Raw genomic sequence first — 13,919 nt, forward strand, 5'->3', positions numbered from 1 at the left:
GCGCCCCGCAGTACGTCACCCCCGCGGCGACTTCCCACTGGGAAGCAAGCGAAAATAAGTTGCAAATCATTGTCTTGAAAGCAATTTAAGGGGTTGACAGAGGTTTTGAAGATTGTAGAATAGCGCGCCTCAGACACACGAACGCAGCGATGCGTAAGGGTAGAAGAGGTTGAAGCTAGCTTCAACGTTGTAACTTGAAATATCAGTTCCGTGATAGCTCAGTCGGTAGAGCAAATGACTGTTAATCATTGGGTCCCAGGTTCGAGTCCTGGTCACGGAGCCATTTCAATCGGGGTATAGCGCAGTCCGGTAGCGCGCCTGCTTTGGGAGCAGGATGTCAGGAGTTCGAATCCCCTTACCCCGACCATATTTGGGTCGTTAGCTCAGTTGGTAGAGCAGTTGGCTTTTAACCAATTGGTCGTAGGTTCGAATCCCACACGACCCACCATTTTTGAAACCAGTTCGCTGGAATCGAATCTTAAGATCAGAGGCCAAAAGCGCTGATCGAGAAGGCGACTTGCAAAGGTCGCCTTTTTTTTACCGGGGTATAGCGCAGTCCGGTAGCGCGCCTGCTTTGGGAGCAGGATGTCAGGAGTTCGAATCCCCTTACCCCGACCATATTGAAAATCCTCGTATCGAAAGATACGGGGATTTTTTTTGCCCGCGATAAAGCGGAATGTCTTAAGTCGTCGTACAACTTGCCGATAACCCACCTACAGGGGCATGGCCCCACTTCAGGCCAACAATAATAAAGGCGCTCCGTATGGTTCTTCGTCAACTGAATATCGCCCCCCGTGCCGCGTTGGGTTTTGCTTTGATTGCCGTGCTGGTGGCGTTGCTTGGGGTGTTCGCGCTGGGACAGATGTCGAGCATTCGTGACAGTGAAGTCGCGGTGGAAACCCAATGGCTGCCCAGCATTCGCGGCGGTGACGAGATTCGCGAATGGATGCTACGGATCCGCACCATTTCCCTGCGCATGGCCCTGGACCAGGACCCGAAGAACATTGCGGTGTATCGCGGGCAGATGGACACGCGCGACAAGGAACTGAGCGAAAAAATCGCGGCCTACGAAAAGCTCGTCGTGACGCCTGAAGGCAAAGCCCTCTACGACCAGTTCAAGCAGACCTTTGCCGCTTACCGTACAGGTATCGCGCAATCCTTCACCCTGGCGGAGCAGGGGCGTAGGGACGAACTGATCAAGCTGCTGCTGGTGGACATGAAGACCGTGGTGGACGGTTCCGGCAAGCAGCTTAACGACCTGGCGGAGCTGTTCTCCAAGCAGGTTTCCATCGAGAGCCAGAAGTCCCAGGAGCATTACGCCAATTCCCGCATGATCGTCAGCCTGTTCGTTGTGCTCGCCGCGCTGGCCACGGTGGCCCTGGCCATGCTGCTCACGCGCAGTATCGTCAAGCCCTTGAGTGAGGCGCTGAACGCTGCGGAGAGCGTCGCGAGGGGGGACCTGACCCGGTCAATCGAGACCCATGGCAACGACGAAGTGAGCCGATTGCTCAAGGCGTTGGCGGCCATGCAGCAAAATCTGCGTGAGACGTTGCAGGGCATCAGCGGTTCGGCCGCGCAACTGGCCACCGCAGCCGATGAGCTGAACGCTGTCACGCTCGACAGCACCCACAGCCTGCAACAACAGAACAATGAAATTGAACAGGCTGCCACCGCCGTCACCGAAATGACCACCGCCGTGGAAGAGGTCGCGCGCAATGCGGTTTCCACCTCCGATGCCACGCGGCAGTCCAGTGAGTCGGCGTCCCTTGGGCAGCAGCGGGTCAGCGATACGGTCGACGCCATCAGCGCCCTCGCCAGTGATGTGCAGGTGACCGGTGGCCTGGTGCAATCCCTGGCCAACCAATCGCAGGATATCGGCAAGGTGCTGGACGTGATCCGCGCCATCGCCGAGCAGACCAACCTGCTGGCCCTTAACGCGGCCATCGAAGCGGCCCGGGCGGGTGAGAGCGGACGTGGGTTTGCGGTGGTGGCCGATGAAGTGCGGGCGCTGGCTTATCGCACGCAGCAATCGACCCAGGAAATCGAGCAGATGGTCCAGGGCATGCGCAGTGGTGCCACCCAGGCCCTTGACTCCATGCAGGCCAGCTCCAGTCGCGCCGCCAGTACCCTGGCCATGGCGGAACGGGCAGGGGACGCGCTGCAGACCATCACGGCGTCGGTCAATGAAATCCACGAACGCAACCTGGTGATCGCCAGCGCCGCCGAAGAACAGGCACAAGTGGCCCGCGAGGTGGATCGCAACCTGGTGAACATTCGTGATTTGTCGGTGCGCTCGGCTTCCGGCGCGGACCAGACCAGCGCGTCCAGCCATGAGTTGTCGCAGCTGGCGAATTCGCTGCGCACGATGGTGCAGCGGTTTCAGGTTTGATTGATGGATAGCTCGGACAGGGCGCCTGCCCGAGCTTGAGTATTGACGGTGCCGCCCTCATCGTCGGAACGCCGCCCGGAGCAAGCTCGCTCCCACAGTTGATCGCGGTCATCCTGTGGGAGCGAGCTTGCTCGCGATTGCGGTGGATCATTCAGCATCATTGTTGCTGATCCAGCGCAATCGTCAGCGGTTCGCCCCTCAGTGCAACTTGAGCCGAGGCTCGGTCCCGCGCCCGATCTTGCTGCCCAGCATCAGCATGGCCGTGCGGAACATGCCGTACAGCGCCATCTGGTGCATGCGGTACAGCGACACGTAGAACATCCGCGCCAGCCAGCCTTCGAGCATCACGCTGCCGGTCAGGTTACCCATCAGGTTGCCCACCGCCGAGAATCGCGACAGCGAGATCAGCGAGCCGTAGTCGGTGTATTTGTATTCGGGCAGGGCCTTGCCCTCGATCCGCAGTTTCAAGGACTTGGCCAGCAGCGAGGCCTGCTGGTGCGCGGCCTGGGCGCGGGGCGGGACGTTGCGCTCGCTACCGGGTTGCGGGCAGGCGGCGCAGTCACCGAAGGCGAAGATGTTCTCGTCGCGGCTGGTCTGCAAAGTGGGCAGCACGTGCAGCTGGTTGATCCGGTTGGTCTCCAGCCCGTCGATGTCCTTGAGGAAATCCGGGGCGCGAATCCCGGCGGCCCAGACTTTCAGGCTCGCGTCGATCACTTTGCCGTCCGCGGTAACCAGGCTGTCGGCGGTCACCTGACTGACGGAGGCGTTGGTCATGACGTTGACGCCGAGTTTTTCCAGGGTCTTGTGCACCGGTGCGCCGATACGCTCCGGCAGGGCTGGCAGGACGCGTGGGCCCGCCTCGATCAGGGTGATGTGCATGTTCTCCGGTTTGATCCGGTCCAGGCCATAGGCGTGCAGTTCGTGGGCGGCATTGTGCAGCTCGGCCGCCAGTTCAACCCCGGTCGCACCGGCGCCGACGATGGCGACGCTGATGCGCTCGACGATATCGGTCTGCCCGGCGTGGGCGCGCAGATAGTGGTGCAGCAATTGCTGGTGGAAGCGCTCGGCCTGTTTGCGGGTGTCGAGGAACAGGCAATGCTGCGCTGCGCCTTCGGTGCCGAAGTCGTTGGTGGTGCTGCCAACGGCAATCACCAGCGTGTCGTAACCCAGTTCCCGGGCCGGCAATAGCTCGACGCCCCCCTCATCATAGGTGGCGGCCAGTTGGATTCTCTTGCGCTCGCGATCCAGGCCACTCATGCGCCCCAGCTGGAACTCGAAGTGGTTCCATTTTGCCTGGGCGACATAGTTGAGTTCGTCTTCGGAGGAGTTCAAGGAGCCGGCGGCCACTTCGTGCAGCAGCGGTTTCCAGATGTGGGTGAGGTTCGCGTCGACCAGCATCACACTGGCCGTGCCGCGCTTGCCCAGAGTCTTACCCAGACGGGTAGCCAACTCCAGGCCGCCGGCGCCGCCGCCAACGATGACAATACGATGAGTCATGGGGATATCTCGCAAGGCTAAAGGAAATCGGTGCCATTACCCGCGCGAGTCTAAGGCTCATAGCGTCAGGTAACTGATCAGTCGGCTCAACAGGCCCAGGCCAATGGTCACGGCCAGTACCACCACCAGGAGCATCCACGGCCGGAAAGGCCGGCGCTCGACTCGGTGCTGGGACAGTTGCAGGTACTCTTCGACATGCTTCTGGTCTTCTGGGTTCAGGCGGCTGGTCATAAAGGCCTCGTCAGGTAGACGTTGCGGAATGTGAAGACGCTACAGCGTCCGGCTAGCCGGCATTGAAAGTCGCGTAGCCGCTCGCCGGAACGGGTTCGACAGTCAGGCTGTCGTCCAGGCGAATGATTCCACTTTTTAACACCCGGGCAGTGATTCCGCCATGGCCGCGTACGGCCTGGAACGTACCTTCGCCGAGGTTTCGCTCCAGTCGTGCGCAAGGCTGGCACCAGCCGGTGGTTTCAAAAATGGCTTGGCCAATGCGAAAGCGCCGGCCCTTGAGGCTGAACAGGTTGATGCCGCTGACCACAATATTGCGTCGCAGCTCCTCTGGCAGCACGGGCCGGTTCTCGGGACGGCCCATCAGCGAGCCGATCACGGCCAGGTGTTCCCATTGGATCAACGTCACTTGCCGCGCATTGCGTACACCGGGGCGGGCATGATCGCCGGTCAGCCCGGCCTCCAGGCGGGCCTCCACGGCGTCCAGTTCGATCATGGGCGCATGGCCCTGGGGTCGTACGCCAATCCAGCGTACGCGGCCTTGCTGGGGCACGGCGGCAATCAGTTCCTGCAGCGGGCTCACAGGCTGATCCCGACATCGAACACAATGCTGCGGCCCAGGTTGCTGCGCAGGAAATCCGGCGCATCGGGGTGGGCGAACAGCACCCGGGCGAACGTCGGCCCCACCAGTGACAGCGAGCGCCAGCCCTGGCGCAGGTATTCGGTCGGCGGTGGGAAGTGACTGTTGAGGTCCAGCACTTCGCGCTTGAGACTGGCGAAGGCGATGATGTCCAGGTCGCCCAGGTCCATGCCGCGCTCGGTGTAGTTATGGGCTTTCTTGCGCAGGGTCGGGGCCAGCCTCATCAGGAACTCATTGGCCGGGATCCGCCGCGGCTTGGCCTCGCGCCGCACCAGCTGGCTCAGGGAGAAGGCACTGCGGCGGCGTTGCAGTTCATCGCGCCATTCGTCATTGAGGCGGCGACCTTCGTCGAGCACGAAAAACACCTCGAAATTGGCATCGCGAAACAACACGTCCGGCGGTTCGCCTGCCGGCGCGAACTCATCGGCGCGATAAGGCACGTTCAGCCCTTGCAGCAGGCGCTGGCAGACCCAACGCTCACGCTCCCATTTGCGGGCATTGGAGAGAAAGGCGTTGGCTTGCTCGGCCGCGATGGTCAGCAGGCGTAAGTAATCGGAGTCATCCATGAGCCCAAGCTTAGCGTTCAAATGTGATCAAAAAAAATAAAGCGTGCTGTGAAGGGGCAGATTTTCGCTCAGGCTGGGCCCGGCAGGCCATCCTGTTCAGCCTGACGGGTCAGCCAGGCGCAGAAAAGATCCAATTTCTTGCTGTGTTGTGCGCTTCGCTTCGCGATGTAGCTGTAGCGGCTCGGATGAAACCCAAACGGTGCCACCAGGCGGCCAAGGCGAATGTCGTCGGCCACCAGGTGCCACGGAGCAACACAAATCCCCAGGCCGGCAATCGCCGCCTCCAACGTAAAGTAATAGTGCTCGTATTCCAGTCCGGCTGGCGCAGTGGCCTGGTGTCCAATCGCATCCCCCCAGTTTGTCCAGGCATCCGGACGGGTTTTGGTATGCAGCAGGGGATGGCTGAAAATCGAACCCAAGTCGGTTAATTGAATACGCGCGGACAAGGTGGGCGACAACACGACACCCAATCGTTCAGGAAACAGCCGGACGGTGTTCTTTGGTTCACCCACGATGCCCTGTTCAGCCGTGATCATCACGTCATAGCGATCTCGGCCCGGATCGGTTCCGTGAACCGGTGAGCTCAGGCGAATCTTGATCTCTGGGTACGTCGTATTGAAGTCGAAAAGACGCGGTATCAGCCACTTGAGCGTAAATGTGCTGAAGCAGGACACGTCCAGGGTGCCTGTCGCCGTGTCTCGGACCCTGCTCACCGCGGCCTCGATCTGATCCAGTGCGGCCGTCAGTTCCGGCAGCAGTTCTCTTGCGGCAGCGGTGAGCTGCGGTTTGTTTTTTGGGCCTTCGAACAAGTCCACGCCAAGACTCAGTTCCAGCTGGCGTACCTGGCGGCTCACAGCGCCAGGCGTGACAGACAGTTCCTCGGCGGCCGTGATCATTTTGCCCAATCGGGCAGCGGCCTCGAAGGTGTGCAGTGCATTCAATGGGGGAAGGCGACGTTTCATGAAGTGACTTTAACTCAATTACATCGGGCGTATAAATCGATATCAGGCGCTGTGCGGATTTTGCAGAATCTCCAGGTTCTCCAAGTAACTGACGACCATCGCGAGTGGCCAGGATCGAGGGGGTATTGCAAATCAAATTGAGAGCAGATCACATGCCATTCGTTCGTACAGCCATCATCAAGGGCACCAGCCAGCAGCAGCGTCAGCGCATCGTCGATGGCATACACCAAGCGCTGGTCGAGAGCATTGGTATGCCCGAGGATGAACTGTTCAACCTGGTCACGGACTATGACCCTGAACAGTTTTTCTACAGCCGCACGTTTAACGGTGTGGCTCGTTCAGACCATTTGATCGTGATTGAGATTACGATGCGCAGGGGGCGCAGTGATGCGATGAAGCGCGAGCTCTACAAAAAAATCGCGGACAATCTCGGGGTTCAAGCCGAGGTTCGTCCGCAAGACGTTTTCATATTCATGCACGAGAATGACTATTCGGATTGGTCGGTAGGCTTTGGTAAGTTTGCAATGGCCCTGGTACAACAGCCAGGAAGTGTCGCTACTGAGTAGCGCACGGACGGCGTTCAAGTTCTCGCAGGAGTAGCCCATGATCGGTGCCGAACTGCTTTCACCGCAGACCCTGGTGGCCGGTTGGCTGATGTATGTGCCGGTGTTGGTCTGGGCCGTGGTGCGGGCGCCGTGGGTCGAGCTGTTCACCGACAGCCGTCGCCAGCATCTGTTGTTCGGCACGGTGCTGGCGTTGTTCATGTTGTGGCTGGTGCGCCGGGATTTCGATACGGGCGTTTCGTATCACTTCATCGGCATGACTGCCGTGACGCTGTTGCTGGACTGGCCGTTGGCGATCCTCGGTGGCCTGTGCGCGCAGCTCGCGCTGGTGCTGCTGGGCCGTCAGGACATGGCGGCGGTAGGGGTCAACGGTGCGCTGCTGATCCTGTTGCCGGTGCTGGTCACCGAGTGTTGCGCGATCCTGGTGGAGCGCGCCCAGCCGCGCAATCTGTTCGTGTATATCTTCTGTTCGGGGTTTCTCGCGGCCGCGCTTTCGGCGTTGGCGTGCCTGCTGCTGGGGCTTGGCCTGCTGTGGTACGACGGTATATTCGCCATGCCTTACTGGCTGGAAGATTTTGTCGGCTACCTCTGGCTGATCATCTTTCCCGAGGCCTTCATCAACGGCATGGTGATCAGTGCGTTGGTGGTGTTCAGTCCCGAATGGCTGGAGACCTTCAACCGCACGCGCTACCTGTCGGCGCCGTGGAACGATGATGACAAGCCTTGATTCACGTCAAGGCTGCACCGCCACACGCCCTTCATGCTTTGGAAAATTTCCAGGAGCACAACCATGAGTGTTTATGAGTGGGCCAGACAAGAGATCAGGCGTAGTCACGATGCCGCAATGGAGATCGGCTTCGACCCGGGCTTGAGCCTGCGCGCCTTGCTCAGTGCGATCGTGCAACAGAGCAAGACCGTGCGCAGCCCTGAAGACCTGGCCGATGAGTTGAGTTTCCTCGCGGAAAACCTCGACGATGAACAGGACTACGGTTTCATGCGGCCTTAATGGTGTGAGCGCGGTTCGAAATCTTCGCTGAAGAGTTCGTCCTCGGCGTCGGGGCTGAGCGGAATCTTGTGTTCTTCCGACGCCCAGGCGCCGAGGTCGATCAGTTTGCAGCGATCAGAACAGAACGGCCGGAATTTGCTCTCCGGGCTCCATTCCACAGGGGCGCCACAGGTTGGGCAATCAACGGTTGGGGTCTGGCTCATGCTTGGCCTCCACGCAAAGTAAGATAAAAGTGATGCAGGCGCTCGACCTCGCTGTGCAGCCAGGCGAGGTCGCGATCGTTGACCACTGCGTCGTCGGCATGGCTCAGGCGATCCTGGCGGCTGGACTGGGCCTTGAGAATTGCCTGGACCTGCTGCTCGTTGGTCTGGTCGCGCTGCAACGTACGTTCGATCTGCAGTTGTTCTGGTGCATCGATCACCAGGACCCGCTGGGTCATGGCGTACTGTCCTGACTCGATCAGCAGCGGCGATACGAGGATCGCATAGGGCGATTGTGCCTGGGCCAGGTGATGGGCGATTTCCTCGGCGATCAGCGGATGCAGCAACGCCTCGAGCCAGCGGCGTTCATCGGCATTCTCGAAGATCAGCTTGCGCAGCGCCGCCCGGTCCAGGGCGCCGTCGGCCTGCAATACGCCGGGGCCGAAGTGCTCGGCTATTTTCGCCAGCGCCGGGCGCCCGGGCTCGACCACCCAGCGCGCCGCATGATCGGCGTCGATGACGTGCACGCCCAGGTCGATGAAATGCTGGGCCGCCGCGCTCTTGCCGCTGCCGATGCCACCGGTCAGGCCGAGAATCCAGGGTTTTTTCACTGAGGTATTCATTAAAAACCGACAGACTGCCAATAGAAGTCGGTTATTTGACCACCCCAGAGCAAGGCAATCCAGCCGGCAATGGCCAGATAAGGTCCAAAGGGGATCTGTGTCGACCCGGGAGCATCACGCAAACGCAGCACAATCACCCCGACGACGGCACCCACCAGTGACGACAGCAGCAGCGTCAACGGCAGGATCTGCCAGCCACCCCAGGCGCCGAGCATCGCCAGCAGCTTGAAATCCCCGTAGCCCATGCCTTCCTTGCCGGTGATCAGCTTGAACACCCAGAACACCGACCACAGTGCCAGATAGCCGGCCACCGCGCCCCACATCGCTTGGTTCAAGGACACGAAGAGTCCGAAGCTGTTGATGATCAAGCCCAGCCACAACAACGGCAGCACCAGGGTATCGGGCAGCAATTGATGCTCGGCGTCGATCAGGCTCATGCCCAGCAGGCCCCAGGTCAATACCATCACCATCGCGGCGTGCCAGCCAAAGCCGAAATGCCAGGCGACGAACGCCGACAACGCACCGCAGGCCAGTTCGGTCAGGGGATAACGCCTGCCGATGGGCGCGGCGCAGCTCGAACAGCGGCCGCGCAGCATCAGGTAGCTGAGCAGCGGAATGTTTTCCCAGGCGCGGATGCGATGGCCGCAGTGCGGGCATTGGGAATGGGGCAGCATCAGGTTGTAGACCGGGCCCGGGGTTTCGGCCGGCAGGCCCAGCAGTTCATGGGCTTGCACGCGCCACTCGCGGTCGAGCATCTTCGGCAGACGCCACACCAGCACGTTGAGGAAACTGCCGATGATCAGGCCGAGCAACGCCGCAACGAGCACGAAAGCCAGGGGGTACAGCACGAAGAATTCGCTCAGGGGCATGTCAGATCGCAGAGCCGAGTTGAAAGATGGGCAAGTACATGGCAACCACCAGGCCGCCGACGACCACCCCAAGACCACCATGATGAAGGGTTCCATCAGGCTGGTGAGGTTGTCCACCAGATTGTCCACCTCGGCCTCATAAAAGCTCGCCACCTTGTCGAGCATGTCGTCCAGCGCACCGGACTCCTCGCCGATGGCCGTCATCTGGATCGCCAGGTTCGGGAAAATCCCTGAGGTGCGCATGGAAAAATTCAACTGCATGCCGGTCGAGACGTCCTGCTTGATGCGCTGCACGGCACGTTTGAACACCACGTTGCCGGTGGCGCCAGACACTGAATCCAGGGCCTCCACCAGCGGCACGCCAGCGGCGAAGGTGGTGGAAAGCGTCCGGGCGTAGCGGGCCACGGCGGATTTGTACATCAAGGTGCCTATCAGCGGCAGCTTGAGCAGCCATTTATCGCGCCAATCACGAAAGGGCTCCGAACGCCTGAGCGCGTACTTCACGCCAAAAAATGCCCCCACCACCCCGCCAAGCATCATCCACCACCATTGCTGCATGATTTCCGACAAGCCGATGACCATCACCGTGAAGGCCGGCAGTTGCGCGCCGAACCCGGAGAACACCGATTCGAACTGCGGCACGACCTTGACCAGCAGGATCCCCGTGACCACGGCGGCAACGAGCACCACGGCGATTGGATAGGTCATGGCTTTCTTGATCTTGGCCTTGAGCGCTTCGCTCTTTTCCTTGTAGGTCGCGACCCGGTCCAGCAGCGTGTCCAGGGCACCGGCCTGTTCGCCAGCGTCTACCAGGTTGCAGTACAGCTCGTCGAAATATTGCGGGCACTTGCGCAGCGCCGCGGCGAAGCTGTTGCCGGCGGCGACTTCCTGCTTCACCTGGTCCACCAGCTTGCGCATGTTGGGGTTGTCGAAGCCTTCGCCAATGATGTCGAACGCCTGCAACAGTGGCACGCCGGCCTTGAGCATCGTGGCCATCTGGCGGGTGAAGAGGGCGATATCCAGCGGCTTGATGCGCTTGCCCTTGCTGAATATCGAGGTGGATTTCTTGCGCACCTTCTGCGGGTTGATGCCTTGTTTGCGCAGTTGTGCCTTGACCAGTGCCGGGCTCTGGCCCGTCAGCTCGCCACTCATTTTTGTGCCTTTGCGGTCCTTGCCTTCCCAGGTGTAAACATCGGTTTTGACTGCCTTGACCGCCATGTTCAATCCTTGGTGACCCGGTTGATTTCTTCGAGGCTGGTGACGCCTTGCATCACTTTGATCAGCCCCGATGTGCGCAGGTCATTGAAGCCGTCCTTGCGCATTTGCAGATCGATTTCCAGCGAGTTGCCCTCGGCCATGATCAACCGTTGCAGCTCGGGCGTGTTCTTGACCACTTCGTAAACCCCCACGCGCCCTCTGTAACCGTTGTTGCATTGTTCGCAACCGACCGGCTCATAGATCGTGAATGTGCCGATGCGTTCCCGAGGAAAACCTTCCTTGAGCAACGTTTCCTCGGGAATCTCGATGGCCTTCTTGCAGTGACTGCACAGCTTGCGCGCCAGCCGCTGGGCGATGATCAGATGCACGGCGGTGGCGATGTTGAACCCCGGGATGCCCATGTTCTGCAAGCGGATCAGGGTTTCGGCGGCGCTGTTGGTGTGCAATGTGGAGAGCACCAGGTGACCGGTCTGGGCGGCCTTGATGGCGATCTCGGCGGTTTCCAGGTCGCGGATTTCGCCGACCATGATCACGTCCGGGTCCTGGCGCAGGAACGAGCGCAGGGCCTGGGCGAAATCCAGCCCCTGGCGCGGGTTCACGTTGACCTGGTTGATGCCTTCCATGTTGATCTCCACCGGGTCTTCGGCGGTGGAAATGTTGATGTCCACGGTATTGAGGATATTCAGCCCAGTGTAGAGCGACACGGTCTTGCCCGAGCCGGTCGGGCCGGTCACCAGGATCAGCCCTTGTGGTTGCTTGAGGGCGGCCATGTACAAGTCTTTCTGATCCGGTTCGTAGCCCAGGGCATCGATGCCCATTTGCGCGCTGGACGGGTCGAGGATCCGGATCACCACTTTTTCGCCCCAGAGCGTGGGCAGGGTGTTGACCCGGAAGTCGATGGACTTGGTTTTCGACAAGCGCATTTTCAAACGGCCGTCCTGGGGTTTGCGTCGCTCGGAAATATCCAGGCTGGCCATGACTTTCAGGCGGGCGGCGATACGGTTGGCCAACTGGGTCGGCGGCCTGGCCACTTCCCGCAATATGCCGTCGGTGCGCACTCGCACCCGGTAGATTTTTTCGTAGGGCTCAAAGTGCAGGTCGGAAGAGCCACCCTTGATCGCGTCCAGCAGCATCTTGTTGACGAAACGCACCACGGGCGCATCGTCGGTGTCCTGGCCTGCGATGGAATCCTGCTGGGTGTCGTCGATCGATTCGATGTCCAGGCCGTCGAGGTCGACATCGCCCATGCCTTCCAGGCCGGTGCTGCTGGACTCGAAAAATTTTTCGATGGCGTCGCTGAGCTTGTCGTCCTCCACCAGGATGGCTTCGGTGGTCAGGCCAGTGCTGAACTGGATGTCGTTGATGGCCTGGTGATTGGTGGGGTCGGAGATGCCTACATACAATTTGTTGCCACGCCGCCACAGCGGCAGGGCGTGGTGCTGGCGTACCAGTTTTTCGCTGACCAGGCCGGTGGGTTGGGTTTCTTTGTCCAGGCTGTTGAGGTCCAGCAGGGCGACGCCGAAATGCTCCGAGGCGATCTCCGCGACCTGGCGGCTCTGGACCAGTTTGTTTTGCACCAGGTAGCTGACCAAGGGGATGCGATTGCGTTGGGCCTGTTGATACGCCTGTTGCGCACTTTGCTCGGTGAGCAGTTCGGCCGACACCAATTGCTTGGTCAGGCCGCTGAGGGCGATGTCATTCATATGGGTACCGGACGCGGACAGTTCATGACTTATAGCCTAGTCAAGCATCCACGCCAAACCAGCGGGCCGGGGTGACAAAAAACGTCAGATAGTGCGGTTGTTGAGGTAGGACGTTGCCGTTGTGCGGGTTCAACCCCCTTTAATGATGGGGTTTGAGGATTGGCATGTGCCCTGCAATGGCGATTAAAGGTCATGAGATTTCGACTCATGCATGGGAGATGTCTATGAGCAAGCAAAAGGGCTTTACGCTGATCGAGCTGCTGATCGTCGTGGCGATCATCGGCATCCTGGCGACGTTTGCGTTGCCGCAATATTCCAGGTACCAAGCGCGGGCGAAGGCTACCGCCGGGCTGGGGGAAATCTCGGCGCTGAAGGTAGCGTACGAGGATCAGATGAATCAGGGCGTTACTCCGACGCTGGCCCTCATGAACGCCCCGACCACAACCAGCAACTGCACAATTTCGGTGTCAGGTACGGCTACGACGGCAGGCACCATCGTTTGTACCCTCCTGAACGCCCCTGCCTCCGTAGTAGGTAAGACGATCACCCTCAGCCGTGATGTCAACGGCCTCTGGACATGCGGATCCACCGCACCCAAGGAATACCTGCCGATCTCTTGCCCTGGCACCTGATACTCTCACGGCGAGGGGGGCCGCTCCCTCGCCATGCAAACCCTTCTTGATTTATCAGCTTAGCGGCAAGGCAGGATCGGCATGTTGCATGTTGAAAATGGGATGCTCATGCAATTTGCATGATTGTGAATTTCGCCGCTTCGCTTAACTTGTTGATTTATAAGTAATTAATTAATTTCTCAAAACTGGCACAACCTTCGCACTACTCCTGATAACCCTGCCGGGATGTACCTCCGGCAGTTTTTGAGAAAAACAGGAGTTACTCGTATGAAGAAGTTTGCTATCACTGCCGCCGCTGCAACCGCACTGACCTTGACCATGGCTAGCGCATTCGCCGAAACCACTCAAGCGAATCAGGCGCCGATGATGCTGGCTGCTGGCGAAGTGACCAAGGCCAAGGAAGAAACCAAGGACACCTGGATTACCACCAAGGTCAAAGCTGACTTGGTCACCGAGAAAGGCATTCCTGGCACCGACATCAAAGTGGAAACCAACAAAGGCGTTGTGTCCCTGTCGTCGACCGTTGCCGTGACCGAAGCGCAGAAGAAAACTGCCGTTGCGATCGCCAAGAAAATCAAAGGCGTCCAAGCCGTGTCGGCTGACGGCCTGAAAGCCGAATAAGGCTAAGACTTCTCGCCTGGACTGGGAGAAGGCGCGGCAAGCGGGCCAGGATATACGCTTGCCGTCGCTTTGGAGTTCATGCGAAAGGCCATAGGGATGTGGCCATTACAGGCCCCCGGCATTCGTGCCGGGGGCCTGTTCTATTGCGGGGTGGAAAAGTGCGGGTGAGGTTTGTGGGGCTGTCTGGGAAATCGAGTTGCCC

The 13,919-nt window shown here is 59.8% G+C and carries 15 protein-coding genes, 4 tRNA genes and 2 pseudogenes; 11 read left to right on the plus strand and 10 right to left on the minus strand.

All coding sequences use genetic code 11. The annotated features are described in order from the left end of the window. Positions 1-207: 207 nt before the first annotated feature. The 6 genes and pseudogenes from KI237_RS04255 to KI237_RS30880 all read left to right on the plus strand — a co-directional run bounded on the left by KI237_RS04255 (position 208) and on the right by KI237_RS30880 (position 2,389). Positions 208-283: transfer RNA gene (locus tag KI237_RS04255), tRNA-Asn, on the plus strand. Between the two features lie 7 nt (positions 284-290). Further along, positions 291-367 (plus strand) — tRNA-Pro (locus KI237_RS04260). Positions 368-372: 5 nt separating this feature from the next. Next, positions 373-448: transfer RNA gene (locus KI237_RS04265), tRNA-Lys, on the plus strand. Positions 449-541: 93 nt separating this feature from the next. Continuing rightward, a tRNA-Pro gene (locus tag KI237_RS04270) sits at positions 542-618 on the plus strand. A 145-nt stretch (positions 619-763) separates the two neighbouring features. Beyond that, a pseudogene (locus KI237_RS30875) lies at positions 764-1,534 on the plus strand (MCP four helix bundle domain-containing protein); the annotation flags it as partial. After that, positions 1,526-2,389, plus strand: coding sequence for a methyl-accepting chemotaxis protein (locus tag KI237_RS30880; protein ID WP_502937106.1), 864 nt, complete (start codon positions 1,526-1,528; stop codon positions 2,387-2,389). The pseudogene KI237_RS30875 and the gene KI237_RS30880, both read left to right, overlap by 9 nt. A 198-nt stretch (positions 2,390-2,587) precedes the next feature. On the opposite strand, the gene KI237_RS04280 is transcribed toward KI237_RS30880, so the two are convergent. The 5 genes from KI237_RS04280 to KI237_RS04300 all read right to left on the minus strand — a co-directional run bounded on the left by KI237_RS04280 (position 2,588) and on the right by KI237_RS04300 (position 6,282). Next, a complete protein-coding gene (locus KI237_RS04280) occupies positions 2,588-3,886 on the minus strand; it encodes an NAD(P)/FAD-dependent oxidoreductase (protein ID WP_212798934.1) in 1,299 nt (432 codons plus the stop codon). 57 nt (positions 3,887-3,943) lie between these two features. Next, complete coding sequence (locus tag KI237_RS04285) at positions 3,944-4,117, minus strand: DUF3094 domain-containing protein (RefSeq protein ID WP_003205686.1); 174 nt, start codon at positions 4,115-4,117, stop codon at positions 3,944-3,946. 52 nt (positions 4,118-4,169) lie between these two features. Beyond that, a complete protein-coding gene (locus KI237_RS04290; RefSeq protein WP_212798935.1) occupies positions 4,170-4,697 on the minus strand; it encodes an MOSC domain-containing protein in 528 nt (175 codons plus the stop codon). Beyond that, positions 4,694-5,320 carry a DUF1780 domain-containing protein gene (locus KI237_RS04295; RefSeq protein WP_003205682.1) on the minus strand — a complete coding sequence of 209 codons (627 nt, stop codon included), beginning with the start codon at positions 5,318-5,320 and terminating at the stop codon, positions 4,694-4,696. Before KI237_RS04295 ends, KI237_RS04290 begins: the two co-directional genes overlap by 4 nt. A gap of 68 nt (positions 5,321-5,388) precedes the next feature. Further along, positions 5,389-6,282 (minus strand): LysR substrate-binding domain-containing protein, encoded by an 894-nt coding sequence (locus KI237_RS04300; protein ID WP_212798936.1) that lies wholly within the window; start codon positions 6,280-6,282, stop codon positions 5,389-5,391. Positions 6,283-6,434: 152 nt separating this feature from the next. On the opposite strand from KI237_RS04300, the gene KI237_RS04305 reads away from it, so the two are divergent. From KI237_RS04305 to KI237_RS04315, 3 genes are all read left to right on the plus strand, one after another. Beyond that, on the plus strand, positions 6,435-6,848 hold the full coding sequence (locus KI237_RS04305) for a tautomerase family protein (RefSeq protein ID WP_212798937.1): 414 nt from the start codon (positions 6,435-6,437) through the stop codon (positions 6,846-6,848). A 37-nt stretch (positions 6,849-6,885) separates the two neighbouring features. Next, positions 6,886-7,572 (plus strand): energy-coupling factor ABC transporter permease, encoded by a 687-nt coding sequence (locus KI237_RS04310; RefSeq protein ID WP_212798938.1) that lies wholly within the window; start codon positions 6,886-6,888, stop codon positions 7,570-7,572. A 63-nt stretch (positions 7,573-7,635) separates the two neighbouring features. After that, positions 7,636-7,851 (plus strand): hypothetical protein, encoded by a 216-nt coding sequence (locus KI237_RS04315; RefSeq protein ID WP_013694234.1) that lies wholly within the window; start codon positions 7,636-7,638, stop codon positions 7,849-7,851. Here KI237_RS04315 and yacG read toward each other — a convergent pair. From yacG to pilB, 5 genes and pseudogenes are all read right to left on the minus strand, one after another. Continuing rightward, a complete protein-coding gene (gene yacG, locus KI237_RS04320) occupies positions 7,848-8,054 on the minus strand; it encodes a DNA gyrase inhibitor YacG (RefSeq protein ID WP_212798939.1) in 207 nt (68 codons plus the stop codon). The two genes, KI237_RS04315 and yacG, sit on opposite strands and share 4 nt — an antisense overlap. Then, on the minus strand, positions 8,051-8,674 hold the full coding sequence (coaE, locus tag KI237_RS04325; protein ID WP_212798940.1) for a dephospho-CoA kinase: 624 nt from the start codon (positions 8,672-8,674) through the stop codon (positions 8,051-8,053). The genes yacG and coaE overlap by 4 nt, the downstream gene beginning before the upstream one ends. Further along, positions 8,674-9,543, minus strand: a complete 870-nt coding sequence (locus KI237_RS04330; protein WP_212798941.1) for a prepilin peptidase — start codon at positions 9,541-9,543, stop codon at positions 8,674-8,676. The genes coaE and KI237_RS04330 overlap by 1 nt, the downstream gene beginning before the upstream one ends. Before the next feature lies 1 nt (position 9,544). After that, positions 9,545-10,761, minus strand: a pseudogene (locus KI237_RS04335) (type II secretion system F family protein). Positions 10,762-10,763: 2 nt separating this feature from the next. After that, the gene (gene pilB, locus KI237_RS04340; protein ID WP_212798942.1) at positions 10,764-12,464 is read right to left on the minus strand and encodes a type IV-A pilus assembly ATPase PilB; all 1,701 of its coding nucleotides are present in this window, start codon (positions 12,462-12,464) and stop codon (positions 10,764-10,766) included. A 224-nt stretch (positions 12,465-12,688) separates the two neighbouring features. Here pilB and KI237_RS04345 point away from each other — a divergent pair, with 224 nt between their 5' ends. Both KI237_RS04345 and KI237_RS04350 read left to right on the plus strand, forming a co-directional pair. After that, complete coding sequence (locus tag KI237_RS04345; protein WP_212798943.1) at positions 12,689-13,096, plus strand: pilin; 408 nt, start codon at positions 12,689-12,691, stop codon at positions 13,094-13,096. A gap of 267 nt (positions 13,097-13,363) precedes the next feature. Beyond that, positions 13,364-13,717, plus strand: coding sequence for a BON domain-containing protein (locus tag KI237_RS04350; protein WP_212798944.1), 354 nt, complete (start codon positions 13,364-13,366; stop codon positions 13,715-13,717). The last annotated feature ends 202 nt before the right edge of the window (positions 13,718-13,919 follow it).

It is taken from the genome of Pseudomonas sp. St316 (assembly GCF_018325905.1).
Lineage (GTDB): Bacteria > Pseudomonadota > Gammaproteobacteria > Pseudomonadales > Pseudomonadaceae > Aquipseudomonas.

Coding starts and splice junctions, on each gene's coding strand:
- KI237_RS30880 (WP_502937106.1), top strand. CDS start 1,526: ATGCAGCAAAATCTGCGTGAGACGTTGCAGGGCATCAGCGGTTCGGCC.
- KI237_RS04280 (WP_212798934.1), bottom strand. CDS start 3,886: ATGACTCATCGTATTGTCATCGTTGGCGGCGGCGCCGGCGGCCTGGAG.
- KI237_RS04285 (WP_003205686.1), bottom strand. CDS start 4,117: ATGACCAGCCGCCTGAACCCAGAAGACCAGAAGCATGTCGAAGAGTAC.
- KI237_RS04295 (WP_003205682.1), bottom strand. CDS start 5,320: ATGGATGACTCCGATTACTTACGCCTGCTGACCATCGCGGCCGAGCAA.
- KI237_RS04300 (WP_212798936.1), bottom strand. CDS start 6,282: ATGAAACGTCGCCTTCCCCCATTGAATGCACTGCACACCTTCGAGGCC.
- KI237_RS04305 (WP_212798937.1), top strand. CDS start 6,435: ATGCCATTCGTTCGTACAGCCATCATCAAGGGCACCAGCCAGCAGCAG.
- KI237_RS04310 (WP_212798938.1), top strand. CDS start 6,886: ATGATCGGTGCCGAACTGCTTTCACCGCAGACCCTGGTGGCCGGTTGG.
- KI237_RS04315 (WP_013694234.1), top strand. CDS start 7,636: ATGAGTGTTTATGAGTGGGCCAGACAAGAGATCAGGCGTAGTCACGAT.
- yacG (WP_212798939.1), bottom strand. CDS start 8,054: ATGAGCCAGACCCCAACCGTTGATTGCCCAACCTGTGGCGCCCCTGTG.
- coaE (WP_212798940.1), bottom strand. CDS start 8,674: ATGAATACCTCAGTGAAAAAACCCTGGATTCTCGGCCTGACCGGTGGC.
- KI237_RS04330 (WP_212798941.1), bottom strand. CDS start 9,543: ATGCCCCTGAGCGAATTCTTCGTGCTGTACCCCCTGGCTTTCGTGCTC.
- pilB (WP_212798942.1), bottom strand. CDS start 12,464: ATGAATGACATCGCCCTCAGCGGCCTGACCAAGCAATTGGTGTCGGCC.
- KI237_RS04345 (WP_212798943.1), top strand. CDS start 12,689: ATGAGCAAGCAAAAGGGCTTTACGCTGATCGAGCTGCTGATCGTCGTG.
- KI237_RS04350 (WP_212798944.1), top strand. CDS start 13,364: ATGAAGAAGTTTGCTATCACTGCCGCCGCTGCAACCGCACTGACCTTG.